The sequence below is a fragment of the Photobacterium sp. HL06 genome, from assembly GCF_059552575.1.
In genome coordinates, this window is sequence record NZ_CM183914.1 from 3,200,911 (window position 1) to 3,219,599 (window position 18,689).

The 18,689-nt window shown below is 49.5% G+C and carries 16 protein-coding genes; all 16 read right to left on the minus strand.

All coding sequences use genetic code 11. The features are described from left to right. Positions 1–8: 8 nt before the first annotated feature. The 16 genes from fliG to AC51G0_RS14510 all read right to left on the minus strand — a co-directional run bounded on the left by fliG (position 9) and on the right by AC51G0_RS14510 (position 18,657). On the minus strand, positions 9–1,049 hold the full coding sequence (fliG, locus tag AC51G0_RS14435; RefSeq protein WP_496299355.1) for a flagellar motor switch protein FliG: 1,041 nt from the start codon (positions 1,047–1,049) through the stop codon (positions 9–11). Next, a complete protein-coding gene (gene fliF, locus AC51G0_RS14440; RefSeq protein WP_496299357.1) occupies positions 1,042–2,793 on the minus strand; it encodes a flagellar basal-body MS-ring/collar protein FliF in 1,752 nt (583 codons plus the stop codon). Before fliF ends, fliG begins: the two co-directional genes overlap by 8 nt. A gap of 15 nt (positions 2,794–2,808) precedes the next feature. Then, on the minus strand, positions 2,809–3,120 hold the full coding sequence (gene fliE / locus AC51G0_RS14445) for a flagellar hook-basal body complex protein FliE (RefSeq protein WP_496299359.1): 312 nt from the start codon (positions 3,118–3,120) through the stop codon (positions 2,809–2,811). A 162-nt stretch (positions 3,121–3,282) separates the two neighbouring features. Continuing rightward, positions 3,283–4,665, minus strand: coding sequence for a sigma-54-dependent transcriptional regulator (locus AC51G0_RS14450; protein ID WP_496299360.1), 1,383 nt, complete (start codon positions 4,663–4,665; stop codon positions 3,283–3,285). Further along, positions 4,662–5,732 carry a sensor histidine kinase gene (locus tag AC51G0_RS14455; RefSeq protein ID WP_496299361.1) on the minus strand — a complete coding sequence of 357 codons (1,071 nt, stop codon included), beginning with the start codon at positions 5,730–5,732 and terminating at the stop codon, positions 4,662–4,664. The genes AC51G0_RS14450 and AC51G0_RS14455 overlap by 4 nt, the downstream gene beginning before the upstream one ends. A 138-nt stretch (positions 5,733–5,870) precedes the next feature. Then, entirely contained in the window at positions 5,871–7,328 is a 1,458-nt protein-coding gene (locus AC51G0_RS14460; RefSeq protein WP_496299362.1) for a sigma-54 dependent transcriptional regulator, read from the minus strand. 287 nt (positions 7,329–7,615) lie between these two features. Beyond that, positions 7,616–8,020, minus strand: a complete 405-nt coding sequence (gene fliS, locus AC51G0_RS14465) for a flagellar export chaperone FliS (protein ID WP_496301961.1) — start codon at positions 8,018–8,020, stop codon at positions 7,616–7,618. A gap of 16 nt (positions 8,021–8,036) precedes the next feature. Further along, complete coding sequence (locus AC51G0_RS14470; protein WP_496299363.1) at positions 8,037–8,321, minus strand: flagellar rod protein FlaI; 285 nt, start codon at positions 8,319–8,321, stop codon at positions 8,037–8,039. A 26-nt stretch (positions 8,322–8,347) separates the two neighbouring features. Continuing rightward, a complete protein-coding gene (fliD, locus tag AC51G0_RS14475; RefSeq protein WP_496299364.1) occupies positions 8,348–9,724 on the minus strand; it encodes a flagellar filament capping protein FliD in 1,377 nt (458 codons plus the stop codon). Between the two features lie 23 nt (positions 9,725–9,747). Beyond that, positions 9,748–10,203 (minus strand): flagellar protein FlaG, encoded by a 456-nt coding sequence (locus tag AC51G0_RS14480; protein WP_496299365.1) that lies wholly within the window; start codon positions 10,201–10,203, stop codon positions 9,748–9,750. A 64-nt stretch (positions 10,204–10,267) separates the two neighbouring features. After that, the gene (locus tag AC51G0_RS14485; RefSeq protein ID WP_496299367.1) at positions 10,268–11,416 is read right to left on the minus strand and encodes a flagellin; all 1,149 of its coding nucleotides are present in this window, start codon (positions 11,414–11,416) and stop codon (positions 10,268–10,270) included. Positions 11,417–11,882: 466 nt separating this feature from the next. Continuing rightward, positions 11,883–13,031, minus strand: coding sequence for a flagellin (locus tag AC51G0_RS14490; protein ID WP_496299368.1), 1,149 nt, complete (start codon positions 13,029–13,031; stop codon positions 11,883–11,885). A gap of 313 nt (positions 13,032–13,344) precedes the next feature. After that, positions 13,345–14,535 carry a flagellar hook-associated protein FlgL gene (gene flgL / locus AC51G0_RS14495; RefSeq protein WP_496299369.1) on the minus strand — a complete coding sequence of 397 codons (1,191 nt, stop codon included), beginning with the start codon at positions 14,533–14,535 and terminating at the stop codon, positions 13,345–13,347. Positions 14,536–14,549: 14 nt separating this feature from the next. After that, positions 14,550–16,433, minus strand: a complete 1,884-nt coding sequence (flgK, locus tag AC51G0_RS14500; protein ID WP_496299370.1) for a flagellar hook-associated protein FlgK — start codon at positions 16,431–16,433, stop codon at positions 14,550–14,552. A 169-nt stretch (positions 16,434–16,602) separates the two neighbouring features. Further along, positions 16,603–17,574: a flagellar assembly peptidoglycan hydrolase FlgJ gene (gene flgJ / locus AC51G0_RS14505; protein WP_496299372.1), complete on the minus strand. Its 972-nt coding sequence runs from the start codon at positions 17,572–17,574 to the stop codon at positions 16,603–16,605. Positions 17,575–17,595: 21 nt separating this feature from the next. Continuing rightward, positions 17,596–18,657, minus strand: coding sequence for a flagellar basal body P-ring protein FlgI (locus AC51G0_RS14510; RefSeq protein ID WP_496301962.1), 1,062 nt, complete (start codon positions 18,655–18,657; stop codon positions 17,596–17,598). Between the last annotated feature and the right edge of the window lie 32 nt (positions 18,658–18,689).

The following is an 18,689-nucleotide window of genomic DNA, read 5'->3' on the forward strand; positions in this document are numbered from 1 at the left end:
GACAAAGGTTACAAGAATTCATCTGCACCGCCTCCCGTTAGCATCAGCTCTCCGGCATCAGACAGACGGCGGGCAATCGACAGGATCTCTTTCTGAGCCGCTTCTACATCAGCAACACGAATTGGTCCCATCGCTTCCAAGTCATCTTGTAGCATCTCGGCGGCACGCTTCGACATATTACGCAGAATTTTATCACGCAATAGGTCATCAGCCCCCTTGAGCGCCTGCTGCAGCAGATCCTGAGGCACATCACGCAACAAGGTCTGGATACCGCGGTCGTCCACCTCTGCCAGGTTGTCGAACACGAACATCAAGTCATCAATCTGGGTCGCCATGTCTTCATCAGTCTCTCGGATCTGATCCATCAGCAGGCCTTCAACATTGTTGTCGAGGTAGTTCATAATCTCTGCGGCGGCTTTCAGGCCACCAATTTTCGCTGCCTGTGCACCGGCCTGGCCTGCAAACTGTTTCTCCATGATGTCGTTTAGCTCATGCAGTGCGGCTGGCTGGACTTCTTCCAGGTTGGCGATACGCATCATCAAATCAAGGCGCACACGTTCTGGGAACTGCGCCAGGATTTCAGCAGATTGCTCCGGCTCTAGGTAAGAAAGTACGATGGTCTGGATCTGCGGGTGCTCGTTGAGAATAATGCTGGCCACCTGGCGTGGATCCATCCATTTCAACGAGTCCAGGCCACGGGAGCCACTGCCCATCAGAATTTGGTCAACCAGGTTATTGGCTTTGTCTTCGCCAAGGGCTGCTACCAGGGTATTACGGACAAAGTCTTCACTGCCCATACCAATACTGGTGTATTTCTGGATATCTTCCAGAAAATGGCGATGAACCGCAGAGACCTTATCCTGGCTCAATTCCGCCATCGAGGCCATTACTCCACCGACGCGCTGGACCTGTTTCGGCTCCAGATGGCGAATAATACTCGCCGCATCCTGCTCACTGAGGCTGAGCAATAGGATCGCGGCCTTGTCAGCCCCGGTTAAAGTCGTGACATCAAACTTTTTATCTTCTGTAGTTGCGACTTCATTAGCCATCTTCACTTACCCAACTTTTCACTACTTGCGCTGCCAGATCAGGTTCATTGGCGACCAATGCCCTTACGGCTTTAAGTAAATCTTCATCTTTATGCAGGTTTGGTAAATCTAAACTACTGCTGCTGAATTCAAGGCTTTCAGCACCATCTAGATCGGCACCAATCAAGTCGATGCCCTCTTCACTGCTGCTAGCAAGTATCGGCAGGCCATTTTGATCCAACGGCGTACCATCCGCGGCCTGGTGCGGGTACAGCAATTTTCGCATCGCAGGTCGGACTAACACTACCACCACGACAATAATAACCAATGCGGCTGCCAACCAACGTATCCAGGTATTGAAATTTGGATGCTCCCAAATTGGCAAATCAGGCACTAGCTGCTCTTCCGGCAATGCAAACGGCACAGAAATCACTTCCAGCATATCACCGCGGCGCTCAGAAAAGCCCACCCCGCCTTTTAGCAGACGGCTAATTTTGACCAGTTCGGCTTCGCTGACTGGCACCCGGGTGATCTCACCGGTTTCCGGGTTCGTCACCTGCTTATAGTCAATCGCTACCGAGACCGTCTGGCGGCTGACAATACCGGTTTGCGCACGCTTATGTCTGATGGTGGTATCAAGCTCGAAATTACGGGTCGATTCCCGATGAACCGAGCCATTATTAGACCCTTTTCCCGATTGCATATCGGCAATATCTTGCGGGATCGAGGCATCTGCCGGAGGCTGATTACTCAACGCCCCCGGAATACCGGCAACCACATTACCGTTATTGTAATCTTCAAGCGTGTACTCACTGCGGGTAGACGGCGTGGCAGGATCGTATTGCTTGCGGGTCTCCTCGATCGCACTGAAATCCATCGAGACATCAACCTGGGAGGTATAGTTGCCAAGCCCCAGAACCGGGATCAAGATAGCGTCAATTTTCTCGCGCAGCGCCTGCTCTTGTTTACGTTCCAACTCATATTCTTTGCGCTGTGCCGTCGCACTTGGATCTTCCGTCCCTGAACTCAACAAACGGCCATGCTGATCGGTCACCGTAACCCGAGTCGGCCTTAGGCTCGGCACTGCCGTGGCAACCATATCAACAATAGAGTCAACTTCCTGCTGCCCCAAGGAGCCATTGGTACCCAAAGTCAGAAATACGGTCGCTGATGCTTCCTGGTTATGACGGACAAACACACTCTGCTTTGGCATAGCCAGCAGAACCTGCGCTTTACGAACCTGGCGAATTTGCTCAATAGCACGGGCTAACTGGCGCTCCCGGCTCAGTTTCAACCGTTCACGCTCAAGTCGTTGAGAAACCCCAAAGCCCATATCTTGCAGCAGGATCTCGTCACCCTCATCAACTTTGTTGTTCAAACCCGCACGGGTCATCTCAAGCTTAATGGATGAGTATTTGTCTGCAGGAACACGAATCGTATTGCCTTCTAGGCTGTATTCGATTTTCTTCTGGTCGAAATGATCCAGGAGCGGGATCAGTTCTTCAGTTTGAAAGGTGCCAAGCGGGCGCATTTCCGGCTCTTTGATCCAGGCGACCACAAGCACGATTAACGCCACGCAGATCGCAACAGAAAGCACCAAAATCACCTGGCGCAGCAGATCAAGGTTACCCAGCATGCTATCGACACGCGTTGCACTTTTCTCTTCTGTATCAGGATTTTGCAGCTCCAGCTCACTATCTGTGACAACCGGGGCCGGGGCATTACCTGCAACGGCTAATTCGTTGTTTGAAGATGGTTCCGACACTAACTATTTCCTGAATTAAACTGGCATGTTCATTAATTGTTTATACGCGTCCACCAGCTTATTACGAACCTGGACAGTTGCCTCAAATGCAACACTGGATTTATTACGGGCAATCATCACATCGGATAGCGATACACTGCGATCGCCCTGATCAAAACGCGTGGCCAGCTCACTGGACTCTGACTGAAGGTTGTTTACGGTTTTGACAGCATCATTGAGTACTGCCCCGAAATCTGCACTAACCTGTTGGCCTGTCGCCGGGCGTGTCGTATTTTGAGCTTCCAGCCTCAATGCCTGCATTTCTGCTTGTAGTCCGTTGACTTTCATATTCTTCCCCGCACAGTCAAAAAATTGTCGTCATTATAACTAAGTGACGGTTTTTATTCATTTGAGATATTTTTCTGCTGCTTTTTTACTGCTTTCTCTCACAATAAATAGCAAGCTTAACGCCAGCATGACTCAAAAGACCAGTTAATTAAACATTTTGCTCTAAACTGGGATCTCAATTCCGGCATCGCGCATTTTAGCGAGTTTATAACGTAATGTCCGCGGGCTGATCCCTAGCTTCTCAGCGACATCTTTACGACGCCCCTCGCAGGCACGGATTGTGTCTAAAATAATGGAGAACTCCTGCTCGCGCAGCTCATTGCCCAGCCCCTCAGGTGACTGTGGAACCTGGAGAGGCTCAACGGTCGGCACCGGAATGGTTAACTCTACCGCGCTTTGCAAGCTTTGCATATCAAGCCAATCGAGCCCTTCCAGCAAAATATGATCACTTTCGATACTGTTGCCGTCACCCAATATCAACGCACGTTGAATCACATTATCCAACTCACGCACATTACCCGGCCAGGTATATTGCTGCAATTTCAATAGCGCTGACTGACTGATTATTGGCACTGGTAGCCCTTGCTTCATACAGTGGCGCTCAGTCAAATAGGTCGCCAGAGGCGCAATGTCCCCTTTTCGCTCTGTCAGAGCCGGCCATACTAACGGAAAAACATTCAGGCGGTAATACAAATCTTCTCGAAAATGCCCCTGGCCGACATACTGCTTCAGATCCCGATTGCTGGTAGCCAGTACCCGAACATTAAGCTTGATACTCTTACGGCTACCCAGGCGTTCAACTTCGCGTTCCTGCAATACCCGCAACAGTTTAGCCTGGAGGTTCAAATCCATTTCACTGATCTCATCCAGTAAAATAGTGCCGCCCTGTGCCTGCTCAAACTTACCTGGGCAGGCCTGTATCGCACCGGTAAACGCCCCTTTTTCATAGCCGAATAAGGTGGCTTCCAGCATATTATCAGGGATCGCCGCACAGTTAATCGCAATAAACGGGCCGTCGCAGCGGTTGGAGTGGTCGTGAATATACCGAGACATCACTTCTTTCCCCGAACCACTTGGCCCAAGAACCATTACGCTGGCATCGGTTTTCGCCACTTTTTCTGCCAACGCCAATAGCTTTCGGGATTTTTCATCTGCCGCAATCGCCCGGCTAGATTCATTATTAACTGGCGCATAGCGGCTGACCATATTGAGCAGCACTTCCGGGGCAAAGGGTTTGGCCATATAGTCAATAGCCCCTTCTTTCATTGCCGAAACCGCATCTTCAATATTGGCATAAGCGGTCATCAGCAACACCGGTAGTTTCGGCCAGTGCTGTTTAATACTGCGCAGCAACCCCAACCCATCCATGCCAGCCATTTGTACATCGGAAACAACAATATCTACCGGCTCAGATTTCAATAGTAACAGGGCCTGCTCGGCGCTCTCTGCCTCAAGCCACTGATAACCAGCCAATGCTAATGTATCAACCAGAGCTTCACGTAGCCCTTCATCATCCTCTACGACTAATACACGGCTTTGATTCATCGCAACTCTCCAATTGCTGGTTTATTCTTGGTTTGGGCGGATTCTGACGAAAGCGCCGGACTGCCGGCCGAGGGCAATGACACGGTAAAGCATGCCCCTTTTCCTGGCTCAGATTCTAAAGACAAGCGCCCTTTATGCGCGGTAGCAACCATTTGTACCACGGCAAGACCAAGCCCTGTCCCCTGCTGTCTGGTGGTAAAAAATGGTTCTAGTATTTTGGCCTGCATCTCTGGGGCAATGCCCGGGCCGTTATCAATGACTGATAGATGAATAACATCATCGTGTTGTACGCAATTCAGTGCCACCTTGCACTGCTTACCAGACATCTGAATGGCATTAGTGATCAAGTTACCCAACGCACTGGCCAAGGCATTGGCATTACCCAGAATCTTCAGGCTTTCATCATCGCAATCGATGCTAAAATCAACCTGGTTGGTAACCACCTGGGCTTCGACCATATTATCAAGCTCATTGAGCAGGCTCTCTAGGGTGAACGAGTCAACAACCTTGTTATCGCCACCTTTGGCAAACAGCAGCATATCATTAACCTGCTTCTCTAAATCATGCAGGCGATCAACTAATTTAGTCTGAAACCGCTGGCGGGTTTGGTTATTGAGGTTCGGTGCCGATAAATTGGAGGCATATAACATTGCACTCGATAGCGGAGTACGAACCTGGTGCGCGAGCGACGCCACCATTTTCCCTAGCGAAGAAAGCCGCTGCATCTCGCTAATGCGCGACTGCAGCAGGCGGGTTTCTGTCATATCGGTGATAAAGATCAGCTGGCCACTATCAGATGCTGAAATCGCCAGTTTAACTTTACGTCCGCTTCGCAGCGATACCTCATGGCCATCATCTTCCTGTGGTGCAAAGGCCCGCTGGATGACTGAAAACCAGCGCTCCCCTTCTAGCGGCTCACCCAGCAAACGGTGTGCTTCCGGGTTCGCTTCATAAACTAGCCCCATTGAATCGAGAAATATCACCCCTGACGGCATGACATCCAGTACCTGCTGATACCGGCCAACCTGCTGTGTTAATGTGCCAAGCGGAGATGCACTGTCGCCCATGAGATACCTGATCAATACGCATAAAAACCTTAAACAAGCATTTTTTATGCCAAAATAAATTGAATATTATCAATGGATTAGTGCAAAGGAAAGATAATTGACGGCGTCAAGAATGTGACACCGCCGTTTTTGACGTGATTAGCGCAGATCTTCTTTGTTCAGTCCGTACTTACGCATTTTTTCTACCAAGGTGGTACGGCGCATTCCCAGCATGTCAGCGGCACGTGCCACTACGCCGGTCTGAGCTTCAAGCGCCTGACAGATCATTTCCACTTCCAGCTCTGCCAGCATTTCTTTCAGGTTAACCCCTTCAGGCGGCAAGTCATTGAGGCTCGCTGCATCTTCCTGTTCAACATAGCTGGAAGCAAACATGTCAGCCAAAGCAGCACGTTCCTGATCTTCGGTTGACAGGAAATGATCCTCCGGCTGGAACTCAGGCAAATCATTGTAGCGGTACTTCATCGGCAGATGATTTACATCAACCATTTCCCCCGGATACAGAATGATCAAGCGCTCGACCAGGTTCGCCAGCTCACGCACGTTCCCCGGCCAGTCATGCTCCATTAATGAAGTAATCGCCCTTGGCGTGAAATGAATAAGCTTCGCGCCTTCCGCTTCCATTCTTGCCAGCAGTTCCTGCAGCAATAATGGAATATCGCCGATACGTTCACGTAGTGCCGGCATCTCGATAGGGAACACATTCAGGCGGTAATAAAGATCTTCACGGAAGGTATTATCCTGGATCATATCTTCCAGGTTACGGTGAGTCGCTGCAATAATACGCACATTCACCTTGATGGTGCCGTTGCCGCCAACCCGTTCAAAGCATCGCTCCTGCAGAACACGCAGCAACTTCACTTGCATGGACATTGGCATGTCACCAATCTCATCAAGGAACAAGGTGCCGCCTTCTGCTAGCTCAAAACGCCCTTTCCGGGTTGAAATCGCACCGGTGAACGCGCCTTTTTCGTGGCCGAACAGTTCACTTTCCAATAAGTCAGGCGGAATAGCGCCGCAGTTTACCGGTACAAACGGACCTTTACCACGGGAAGAGTGATAGTGAACATTGCGGGCAACTACTTCTTTACCCGTTCCTGATTCACCAAGGATCAAGACACTGGCGTCAGTTGATGATACCTGCTCAATTAAATGACGGACCTGGCTGATAGTTTCACTGCGGCCAACCATGCTACGAAACAGGGTGTTTTTTCGCCCAAGTTGCGGCACCTGAAAGGCACGCTTGCCCAGAAACTCCTGGCAATGACGCAGGGCATCCGAAAGTTGTCCATAATGCAAGGGCAACTCAAGCTCGCCGACGTAATTCGGCAAGCCTGCCAGCTCACTGGCATGGTTTGACAATGCAATAACTGGAATATGGTTATGGATTCGCAGGTAGTCAAGGATCTTATTCAGTGATTTACCAGTACTGATTTTACCCAGTAAACAGGCACCCCAATCCTTTTCCCAAAGCGAATTTTCTACCTCGCCTGTTGATACAGCTTCATGCTGCTCACCAACAAAATTAAGGATGACACTAAGGTCATGACGGTGCTGCTGATCGTCATCAATAACGAGGGTCTTAGCTAAACCTTGCATAGGAGAGATATTGCCTGCCTTTATAGGATTTTCTATTCTGTGGCTTTTATACCAAACTGAACAACTATCAAATCCGGTCAAAAATTGTTCAGTTTGCTATTACTGAGGAACAGCAACCAAAATTATTGCCGACCATTGTAATAAAAGCACAGGATAAGGCAACTAGGGACACCCAAAAGCTGTGACCCCAGTACAAGGGAAAGTGCAAATCAAACCATTGATGTCTATTTTTTGACTTAGCTTATAAGAAGCTACTAACCAATGAGTTGCATGCTCAACAAAGGGAATTAAACATCCAATTGAGTCATATTATGGTATTCAGTTGGAATTTGATCCCAGGCCGATTTAATTTCACGCAGCATGCCGATAACATCCTCAATCGGCTCGCCAAGGTTTTCCTGGTTCGCTTTGTAAATTTGCTGGATCATGTAGTCATACAGCGCATCTAAGTTTGATGCAATTTCAGCCCCATCTTCCATCGACAGGCAACTACGCAAGCTGATCACAATATCCAGCGCCTTACCCAGGCGTTCACCTTTCATTGCAATAGAGCCTTGCTCCATGGCAGCTTTGCCCTGGATCAAGCGTTCAATTGCACCAGCCATCAGCATCGAAATCACACGGTGCGGCGTTGCCGATGTTAACTGACTATCCACTGAGACTCGTTTATAAGCCTGTAGAGATCCTCTCATTGCCATTTTTCTAACCTTACCGAAATTTATTATAAACTTGCATCGAGCGCTGCCCGTGCTGTAGTCGCTTAAGCTGACTTGCTGACATTTCCCGATGATGACGGATCCGTGCAAGTAAACACGACGTACGTTCGACGGCGGCCTGCCACTCAGTTTTATCCAGGTGTTCAGGCTGGGCCATTAATTGCTGTAAAAGCTGTTCACGTTGCTTTAATAGCTGTTGCAACTGCTCAGAATCGACTTCTCCTTCAACGGCCAGCATAGCTTCCAGTTGACTGTCGAGTTGATTTAAACGCTGCATACGTGGCTCTCTTACATTAAAAACTATTAGGGCATCATGCTCATCATGGAGTTGAGCTGACCTTTCATTTGCCCCATGGCATTGTCCATCGCGGTAAACTGATCATGAGTACGCTTTTGGACACTCTCCATTCGGCGATCCAAATTACTTTGTTCCGAATTCAACCGCGTGACCTGATCACTCAGGCTGTTCTGCCGCCCCTTGATGCTGCCCGTGATCCCAGTATGGGCATGGATCAAATCTTCGACCTTACGGGCAAAGCCATCACGGCTGCTAAAAAACTCTCCCACATCGGCAAAATTCTGCTCAAGTTGCCTATCGAGCATATCGTAGTCAATTTCAAGCCGCCCTGCCATGGTGGTCGTTACCCCGAGCTCACTCAGGGTTTTAACCGTTTCCGGAGCCCCTTCAATGGGGGTGGAAAACGCGCCACGCAGCTGATTGTCAACAGTACGGACAATGCTGTCACCGACCAGCGGGCCTTTTTCCTCTGTTTCCGGATCAAATTTGGCAAGCTCTCTTGATGTCTCAAAAAACTGGTTATACGAATTGACGAACTGCTCAATCGCGCCGCCAACCGCCGTTCTATCATAGGCCACATCAACCACGACATCCTTGTTTTCCTTGCCTTCGCTCTGGTCGGTCAGGGCAACAAGGTTAAGATCGACCCCCTTGATGGCATCTTCAATCGTGTTGGTATCACTGGTGACCACCGCCAAGCCATCGATAACCACTTTCGCATCACCGGACGCCTGCATTTCACTCATTGAGTTAATGTCATTATTGGGGTTAAAGCCAAACTTCTGCAAAGTACTGGCAACCGGCGCATCAACCCGTACCTTAATGGTGTTTTGCTCGCCGCTCTTGTCAGCCGACAATACCAGGCGGGCACCGACATCATCTTTAATCACCGAGGCCATCACCCCGGTGTTGGACGGGTGACGGTTAATCTGGCGAACAACATCGATGATTTTGCTTTCGTCTTCCGGGATCTCGACATCAAACTGGCTGGCACCTAATGAGACGGCCAGCTTGCCAGCCCCCATTTTTTCATCTTCGTCAAAGGTGCCAGATACAATTTTATGGGATTGGGCAAGCTGCTCAACCTTGACGCTGTATTTCCCGGGGATCGCCTCGTGAGAGGCCGAGGCCGTCAAGACTTCACTATTATCCGAAGAGACAGTACGGGCAGATAAGGTATGGTTACGGCGAAAGTCTGCCATCATGAATTTCATGTCATTGAGCGAGCTTTTCAGCTTGCCATAGGCACTGATGCTGACATCAACATTGTCACGGCGCTCATTGATACGCGCTTCTTTCGGGGCCCGTTCAGCATCGACAATCTTGTTAACCATGCTGTTAATATCAAGACCGGAAGCCGTGCCCGCTGCACCTATATTCATTGACTACCTCAAATGATGTCAGTTTACACTTTCGTCGTTACCAGCCCTCCCGAATTGGCTGCCAACTGTCGGGATAGTGCTAACATATCTTGGTCAGGGATTTGACGGACAATATCACCGGTACGCTTATCGTAAATGGTGACAATGTTCTTACCCGATTCTTCATCAATTCGAAAAGCCAGCCCTTTATTTATCGTACTACCGACAAACTCTTCGATACGCTCTACCACCTTCTCCAGTTGCTCACGCTGCATTTGATGCTGCTGCTCAACCTTGCCGCTTTGCTCAACCCGGCGCACATCGGTTTTTCCGCTGTCGCTACTGGGCATCACATGCTGATTGGAGGTGTTTACGGCAGATGAAGCCCCCTGGGAATTACTATTAGATTTATTAGCAATATCTGTGCCAACAGAAGCATGGGTGCCATTCTCAGAAGAACGGAGAGGAAGTGAAGAAGTAGAAATAGGTTTGACATCCATATTCTTTCACCTTCTGATAGCAGAAAACGGCAAGAGGCTGCCCCCTTGCCGCTATTACGGGGTATTAACCTAGCAGGCTTAGTGCCGCTTGTGGTGCCTGTTTAGCCTGAGCAAGGATAGACGTAGAAGCCTGAGATAGGATCTGGTTCTTCGTCATGTTAGTGGTTTCTTTCGCGAAGTCTGTATCACGGATACGGCTGTTAGATGCAGACACGTTCTCGTTAACGTTGTTCAGGTTGTTGATTGTGTGGTTCAGACGGTTCTGAGATGCACCTAACTGCGCACGCTCTGAATCCACATATTTCATCGCACCATCAAGTACAGCAACCGCTTGTTGTGCACCGCCAACAGATGTTACATCGATTTCAGAAACTGTCTTGTTAGCCGCAGTACCGGCAATCGTTGCATCAACTGCAGCACCTTTACTATCAGTCATCGCCATACCACCGGTTTTCACACCGACTTCACCTTCGGCAGAGAATAGCTGTAGCTCGCCATCTTCTGAAACAGAGGCATTGATCTGGTCGTTCTGGCCGTTAATACGCGTCGCGATTTCTTCAATATTATCGCCTTTCACCAAGCCTACATTCACAGCAGTCTCATTGCCTGATGAGTCAGTAACGCTCAGCTCAATCGCAGTATCGGCATTCAGTGTTGCGTCTGCACCCACCTTTTTATCCGAAACCATCATACTGCCGCCCATATTCGTTTCATCAGAACGGACGTTATTGAAGTTCATCTGCACCGCTTCACCAGAATCCGCACCGACCTGGAAAGAACGTGAGCCAAATTGACCATTCAACAGTTTGGTACCACCGAATGAGGTAGTTTCTGCGATACGGTTAAGTTCATCATTTAGCGCAGTAACTTCTTCTTGGATTGAATTACGGTCTTCTTGTGAGTTAGAACCGTTAGAAGACTGTAGTGACAAGTCACGCATACGCTGCAAGATACTCGTTGTTTCCTGCATTGAACCTTCAGCGGTCTGTGCCATTGAGATACCGTCGTTGGCGTTACGTACCGCCACATCCAGACCACGACTCTGGGTCATCAAACGGTTCGAGATCTGCAGACCGGCCGCATCGTCTTTTGCACTGTTGATTTTGCTACCGGTAGCAAGACGCTCCATCGATTTACCAGAAGCTTCGGTCGCCTGACCCAGGTAGCGCTGAGCGGTCATTGCAGAAACGTTAGTATTTACTGAAACTGCCATAATGTCTCTCCTTAAGTATTCAAAATAGCTTGACCAGCCCAGCCGGAAAAACCTTGTTATTCTTCGTACATGACTTGTAACGGCATGCCCCAGAAAACCTTTAAGTTTTTTTTTAGAATTTTTACTAAAACAGCTAAAACGTGATCTAGTTAATAAAAATCAACTCGATAAAGCGGGAAGCGGGAAGCGTAGCAGATTGTAGAAACTAAAAAGCGAGAGTCAAACAACTATCGCTTTTTGGGTCCTGGGTCCTGGGTCCTGGGTCCTGGGTCCTGGGTCCTGCAGGCAGGTTCTCCGAACCTTAAAGCCAGATATAGCCATTGCTCTTCCTAAGGCCTGCATTTCCTAGGACCAAGAACCCGCTCTTCCTAGGAACTAGGAACCAGGATCTCACCCCCTTCCCAGACAAACAAAAACGGCAAGAGGTTGCCCCTTGCCGTTTCGATATGATCCGGATAGCGGAACGTTATTGCAGCAGGCTCATTGCCGCCTGAGGAACCTGTTTTGCCTGCGCAAGGATAGACGTACTCGCCTGCTGCAGGATCTGGTTCTTGGCCATTTCCGTGGTTTCCTTGGCAAAGTCCGTATCACGGATCCGGCTGTTTGACGCCGATACGTTTTCAGATACATTTGCCAGGTTATTGATAGTGTGGCCGAGACGGTTTTGCTTCGCACCCAAATCGGCACGCTGGCTATCAATATACTTCAAGGCCGCGTCAATGATTCCCACCGCTTGTTGGGCTCCACCAACAGATTCAACGTCAATATCGCCAACCGACACCTTCTGTGCAGCACCGGCAATATCACCGGCAACGACGGTACCATCAGAGTTTTTCATGCTCATCGCGCCTGCAGTAACGGCTACATCACCTTCACCGGCAAAAATTTGCAGTTCACCCTCTTCGCTTACCGAGGCATTAACTGCAGAGTTCTGACCATTAATACGGGTCGCGATTTCTTCAACGTCATCACCCTGAAGCAGATCAACGCTAACATCGGTTTGATTACCTAGCTTATCGGTAACCTGGAAGCTTACCGTTGCATTGGCATTAAGCTCGGCACCCGGGGCGATTTTGTTGGTGGAAACCAGCATGCTGCCACCCATTTCCTCATAGTCGGCACGGACACTGCTCATGCCCATGATGATCGCCTCACCGGAATCTGCACCGATCTGGAAAGCGGCTTCACCAAAGGTACCGTTAAGCAGTTTACGACCACCGAAAGAAGTCGTTTCCGCGATACGGTTCAGTTCATCCTGCAGTGCAGATACTTCTTCCTGAATCGCCATGCGATCATCACCCGAGTTGGAACCATTTGAAGACTGGAGTGACAGATCTCGCATACGCTGCAGAATACTGGTGGATTCCTGCATCGCACCTTCCGCGGTTTGTGCAATAGAAATACCATCATTGGCGTTACGCATCGCGACATCCAGACCACGTGTCTGTGCCACCAATCGGTTAGAAATCTGCAGACCCGCGGCATCGTCTTTAGCACTGTTAATCTTGTTACCTGTCGATAGACGTTCCATCGAGGTGCTAAGATCACTTGTTGCTTTGCCCAGGTAACGCTGCGCAGTCATGGCAGACACGTTGGTGTTTACTGATACACCCATTTTGCTCTCCTTTGACTTTCGCTCTTTTCAGCGAAACAGCCTACCCGCAACAGTCAATACTAAAGACAGTGAAGCGGGGCCAGCTATATGTGTTAATTGTATTGGCAACTACTTTGCCACCAACTCATTATAAGCAATCATCATGCCAGAAATTAAAAGTATTAAATTACAATGAGTTATACTCATATGCCATCTTATTGCCTATTAAGCGGCAACCCCATGCCTATGGGTATTACCTTTTTTGCCGTATCAATAAAAAACCTTTGCCGCAGCAAAGGCTTCAAAGCCCCTCAAGGCCACCTGCGCGCATGCGCTAGATATAGTTGAAGAGGTTCAAGTCTTTGGTTTTGGCAAATGCCTGCTGGGACGCTTGCAGTGCCATCATATTTTCATTCAAGTCAATTACCGCAGTGGCATAGTCAAGATCTTCCAGCGTTCCTCGAGCCTGGGTCATAACGATCTTAAAGTCTTCATGCATGTCCTCTTGACGATCCAGCGTTTGCAACCGGGTACCAATTTCAGAACGTGTCCGGTTGATATGCTTGAAGCCTTCCGACAGCTCAGCCACGGCCTGGTGCAACTCTGCTGTTGCCGATGCATCAGAGGTATCACTGTCTGACAGTTCAATACTGCGCCTGAAGGCATCAAACACATTGACCTTGTCCTGGCGTGACAAATCGATGACATCGCCGTTTTCGATTTCCCCTTCCAAGTCGACCTGCAAAGTCCCCCACTGGATCCCCTTTCCCGGATCAAACGGGGCACTGCTAACCATGGTACCGTTTTGAAATAGCTGGTAAGCCGGCCCGGCGGAGGACGTAGAAAACTCTATACGGTAAGCGGACTGGTCGGCATCATTGGTATTATTCGCCTGCGACAGCAGCAATAAAGATCCACTTTGCAGCTGATAGTCCGGTTGGTAATCACCGTATGGGTTGGATACCTCCATAAACAGCTTGTCACCGGCATCATTCATCGGTATGTCAACCGAGGGAGCCACCTTGGCCATCCGCTGATAACTATCGCCGACATACGTGACATGGCCGTTGTTATCCCGGAAAAAAGGTTGCTTGCTGTATTGGGTACCAGCAAAAATAAAGTTGCCGGATTCATCCTTGGTGTTCACCAGGTTCATAAATGAATCGTACAGCCCCTGCATGTCTTGCTTATGGGCGAGTCGATCATCTCCGGACAAGGAGCCATTGACCATCATCATCGATTTACGCTTTGCTTCATCAAGCAGATTCTCTACCTCGGTGATGGCCGTTTCTTCGTTATCCAAGCGGTTTCGCGCTAGGGTGATTGACTTTATCGACTGTTCTATCTGGGTATTTTGCTGATCAAAATTCTGGATATAAATCGAAGAGACCGGATCATCGCCGGCAGTCAACAGGCGCTTGCCGGTTGCCAGCTGCTGCTGGTTTTCCTGCACCCTCACCTGTTGGCGGTTCATATCGTTGGCAACATTTCGGTAGTTGTGGAAGCTGGCAATTCGGCTAATCATGGTTGTCAGTCTCCCTATCGTGACGCATTAAGTAGTGTATCGAAGGTTTCATTGGCAACAGTCATAATACGTGACGAGGCCATATAGGCTTGCTGGAACTTAATCATATTTGCCGCCTCCTCATCGAGGTTTACACCACCAATTTCCGCGACCCGGCTCTCCGCCGCATCTTTCTCAACCAGCCCAACCTCTTTCAGGCGAGCCGCCGAGGCTTTCTGTACACCCATCTCGGTATTTAGCCCCTGGTAGACATCAATTACGGTTGAGCGGCCGCCATCCATTATTTTCTCAGCCTGCAGGGTCTGCATCTTGATAAGGTTACCGTTGTCGCCATCAGCTGAATTTAAGTTAACGGCAAAGACATCGCCGCCGACAGCGCCCTGCCCCAAGGTAAATCCAGTCCCACCGACGACGACCTCTCCTGTTGGCGGATAAGGCAGTGGCGACTGCAAAATATTGCCCTTCATATCCAAAACGGCAAACTGGCTAGCATCTGGCGATACTGCCACCTGAAATTCTGATAAGTTGCCAGACTTGGTTACGTTAAATTCAGCCTTACCCTGCGTCGTGCTGGCGGAGCTTAAATAGCTCTGAGCGGCAATTTTTGCCGGATCGGTCATGCTGACACTGATTTCGCCAGCTGCCGAGCGGGTTGGGCGCAGCACAATACGCTCGCCCGCTTTCATCGTGGCATCCATTTCAACCCGAAAACCATCCATTGCAAACGATGGCGGGTTGCCGCTTGGGATCACGGTCTGCTTTGAGCCATCAGGTAAAGCCAATGAGTGCTGGCTACCATCAAAAGTCAGGCCATACTCGCCGATTTTCACCGCGCTCAAATCTTCAATATACACTTTCAAGTCTGCCGTAGAGCCTGCCGGCTGGCTCGCTCTCGCAGCGGCAATAGCCGGGTCATTGAGATCTCTAAACATGTCTTGGCCCACCTGGCCATTAAGATCCAGCCCCTGTTGCTGCAGCTCATTTACCGAATGGGAGAAGCCAATTGCGATACGGCCGATTTCATCCATGGCGTGGGATAGGGTTTCATCACGAAACTGGAACAGGGCTGCCATCTTGCCGCCAATATCATCATTGCGAATAGTCTTAAGCGAATTGCCTTCAACGATAGCCAGCTGGGTCTGTTGCGGATCGGGCTTACCGCTGACCATTTGCAGTTCACTGGACTCAGTACCAGAAACCAAGGTATGGCCACTACCAATCATGACATTGAAGCTTTCATCATTTTTACGGGTAACCGTTACCTTGGTGTACTCTGACAGCTCATTGATCAGGTTCTGGTGACGATCCAGTAAATCGTTGTCGTGACCGGAAGCTGGCGTTTTTACCAGTGCCCTGTGAACATCTACCAGCTCTTTGGCGATATCATTAACTCGATTGAGTGTTCGGGACAATACTTCATTGGTTTCAGATTTCTGGCGGGACAAAATACCATGGTTGTCATTGAGCCCGGCAGCGACCATTTTTGCTTTTTCAAGCACGACTTTACGTGAACCCATATCATTAGGGCTGTCGGCCAACGCTTTTACTGCGTCGTACCACTGGTTCATATCTTCTGGGATTTTTTTTGAGCTGTTAGCCAGCATATTATCTAAGCGACCAAGCTGGCCTTCCCGTTCGGTGGCATAGCTCAGGTTGGTTGTCGTTAAATTAAATTCATTGGTGGCAAACTGATCGAAGCCGCGGCGAACTTCTGCCACATGTACGCCAGTGCCATACTGGCTGCCCCCCCACCAAGTAGGATCATTGGCTTGCTGAACAACAGACTGGCGGCTGTAGCCTTCGGTATTAACATTGTTAATATTATGGCTGGTCGTATTTAACTGCCGCTGTGCAGTCATCAGACCTTGTGAGCCCAGATTTAGCAAGTCAAACCCCATGGGGCCTCCAGAAAATTGAGGGGGTTACAATCATTCAGGAGTTTACTTGCAAAAATCATTCCAGCTTTTTATTGTCGTTAACTGCTTGATTTTAAAAGAGACTAAATTGAAGGTAGTGGTGTTTTTTTGAGCTGTGGCAAGGGGTTGCCGAAGAAGGGCAGTAGCGAGTTTACTCCATCAGCCGATTAACCGTATCCATCACACTGATTATCTTGTTGGAATATTCGGGATCCGTAGCATAACCGGCCTTGTGTAAGTTTCGGATAAAACGTACCGGATCAGCTGGTTGCTCCAGAGCTTCAGAATAACGCGGGTTCTCGTTCAGGAAGCGGACGTAGTCATTAAAGCTGTCCTGGTAGTTGTCATAGGATCGGAAAGCGGCTCTTTCTTGTACCGGGATCCCATTGTGGAATTCAAGTGTATTAGTCGCCACTTTATTGCCAGACCAGCGCGGATCAGCTTTGATATTAAACAGGTTATTACTGTTACCAGCTGCATTCTTGATCACTTTCTTTCCCCATCCGGTTTCCAGTGCGGCCTGGGCGATCAGAACAGACGGCTCGGTGCCGAGGGCATGGGCAGCTTTTTCGGCATAAGGGCGCATCCGGCTAACAAAATCCTGCGGCGACTCAAAAGCACGTTCATTGGTCTGAGGCTTTAGAGGCGGCAAAGGGGCACTAAACGTCACAGGTTGCGTCTGCTGCATGACTTTCAGGGCATCATCGGCAGCTTTTTCTACCATTGCCTGATCTGGCTTTTTCCCTTTGGTCTCAAAGGGTAAGTTTAATGGTGTTTCTTTTGCAACCTCACTAAAACCTTGCTCTGGCGCCCGGAGATCTTCTTCGCCACCGAGCTGGGAGACAATAAGATCAGCCAATCCTAGCGATCCTGTTGAACTCAGTTCACTGGCCATCTGTTCGTCATGCATCTGCTCGAAGAATTTGCTATTGCTGCTGCTCATCAAATCAGATTCGAACGCTTCATTGGCCTGACGCATTGACTTGAATAACATCTGGGTAAAGATCGCTTCAAACTGCTGCGCCGCCGCTCGCAGAGACTGACCTTCATCGTCATTAATCCCAGCCCTTAATCGGTCAAGGTTGGAGATATCATGGATAAAACCCGGATTGGTTGTTTTCATGTCGATGTCCTGGCGGGGGAATTAAATAATAATCAGCTGGCCTTCAATCGCCCCAGCCTGCTTCAGCGCTTGCAAAATAGCCATGAGATCAGAAGGAGCAGCACCTACCTGGTTGACCGCACGTACAAGCTCATCGAGGGTGATCCCCGGTTCAAACTTGAACATCCGAGAATCTTCTTCGGTCACTTGAATATCAGAGTTCGGTACCACGACGGTATTACCGCCTGACATCGCATTTGGCTGGCTAACCGAGTAGTTTTCTTTAATCGATACAGTCATACCGCCATGGGTAATCGCTGCAGGCTTGAGTTTTACATTCTGACCTACCACTATGGTACCGGTACGGGAGTTAACAATGATCTTTGCAGCTCCTTGCGCCGGGTCAAACTCTAAGTTTTCGATAGTCGACAAGAAAGCAACCCGTTGGCTTACATCGCGCGGCGCCCGTACACGTATTGACGTCGCATCGACAGCAGCTGCCATTTGCGGGCCAAGAAACTGGTTAATGGCATCCGCCATACGCTGTGCGGTGGTAAAATCAGATTCAAATAAGTTAAATGTCAGAAAGTCACCGCGGCCAAATGGGTTCGGCACTTCCTGCTCGACCATGGCACCATTGGAAATACGGCCTACCGTTGGGGTATTACCAACCACTTTCGAGCCATCTGCCCCCGTCGCACTAAAACCGCCTACCACCAGGCTGCCCTGTGCTATCGCATAAACCTTGCCGTCCAAACCTTTCAGGAAGGTCTGTAGCAATGTACCGCCACGCAAGCTCTTTGCTGAACCAATTGACGAGACCGTCACATCAATGGTCTGGCCCTGCTTGGTGAACGGCGGCAACGTGGCATTCACCGCAACGGCTGCGACATTTTTGGTTTTTGGCTTGGTACCCGGTGGAAGCTGAATACCAAAGTTTTGCAGCATGGCATTGAAGCTCTGATCGGTAAACGGCGTAGTCTCACCCGATCCCGGCAAACCAACAACCAAACCATAACCGACCAATTGGTTACTCCGAACCCCGGCAACTTCTGATACGTCTTTAATTCGTGCCGCCTGCAACGGTAATGCCAATAGCAGCATCAGGCTCATGCAAAAAGTCGGGAATCTCACTT

Coding starts and splice junctions, on each gene's coding strand:
- AC51G0_RS14455 (WP_496299361.1), bottom strand. CDS start 5,732: ATGGGCGACAGTGCATCTCCGCTTGGCACATTAACACAGCAGGTTGGC.
- AC51G0_RS14480 (WP_496299365.1), bottom strand. CDS start 10,203: ATGGATGTCAAACCTATTTCTACTTCTTCACTTCCTCTCCGTTCTTCT.
- flgJ (WP_496299372.1), bottom strand. CDS start 17,574: ATGAAAACAACCAATCCGGGTTTTATCCATGATATCTCCAACCTTGAC.
- flgL (WP_496299369.1), bottom strand. CDS start 14,535: ATGATTAGCCGAATTGCCAGCTTCCACAACTACCGAAATGTTGCCAAC.
- AC51G0_RS14510 (WP_496301962.1), bottom strand. CDS start 18,657: ATGCTGCTATTGGCATTACCGTTGCAGGCGGCACGAATTAAAGACGTA.
- fliG (WP_496299355.1), bottom strand. CDS start 1,049: ATGGCTAATGAAGTCGCAACTACAGAAGATAAAAAGTTTGATGTCACG.
- fliE (WP_496299359.1), bottom strand. CDS start 3,120: ATGAAAGTCAACGGACTACAAGCAGAAATGCAGGCATTGAGGCTGGAA.
- AC51G0_RS14485 (WP_496299367.1), bottom strand. CDS start 11,416: ATGGCAGTTTCAGTAAATACTAACGTTTCTGCAATGACCGCTCAGCGC.
- fliS (WP_496301961.1), bottom strand. CDS start 8,020: ATGAGAGGATCTCTACAGGCTTATAAACGAGTCTCAGTGGATAGTCAG.
- flgK (WP_496299370.1), bottom strand. CDS start 16,433: ATGGGGTTTGACTTGCTAAATCTGGGCTCACAAGGTCTGATGACTGCA.
- AC51G0_RS14490 (WP_496299368.1), bottom strand. CDS start 13,031: ATGGGTGTATCAGTAAACACCAACGTGTCTGCCATGACTGCGCAGCGT.
- AC51G0_RS14450 (WP_496299360.1), bottom strand. CDS start 4,665: ATGAATCAAAGCCGTGTATTAGTCGTAGAGGATGATGAAGGGCTACGT.
- AC51G0_RS14470 (WP_496299363.1), bottom strand. CDS start 8,321: ATGCAGCGTTTAAATCAACTCGACAGTCAACTGGAAGCTATGCTGGCC.
- fliD (WP_496299364.1), bottom strand. CDS start 9,724: ATGAATATAGGTGCAGCGGGCACGGCTTCCGGTCTTGATATTAACAGC.
- AC51G0_RS14460 (WP_496299362.1), bottom strand. CDS start 7,328: ATGCAAGGTTTAGCTAAGACCCTCGTTATTGATGACGATCAGCAGCAC.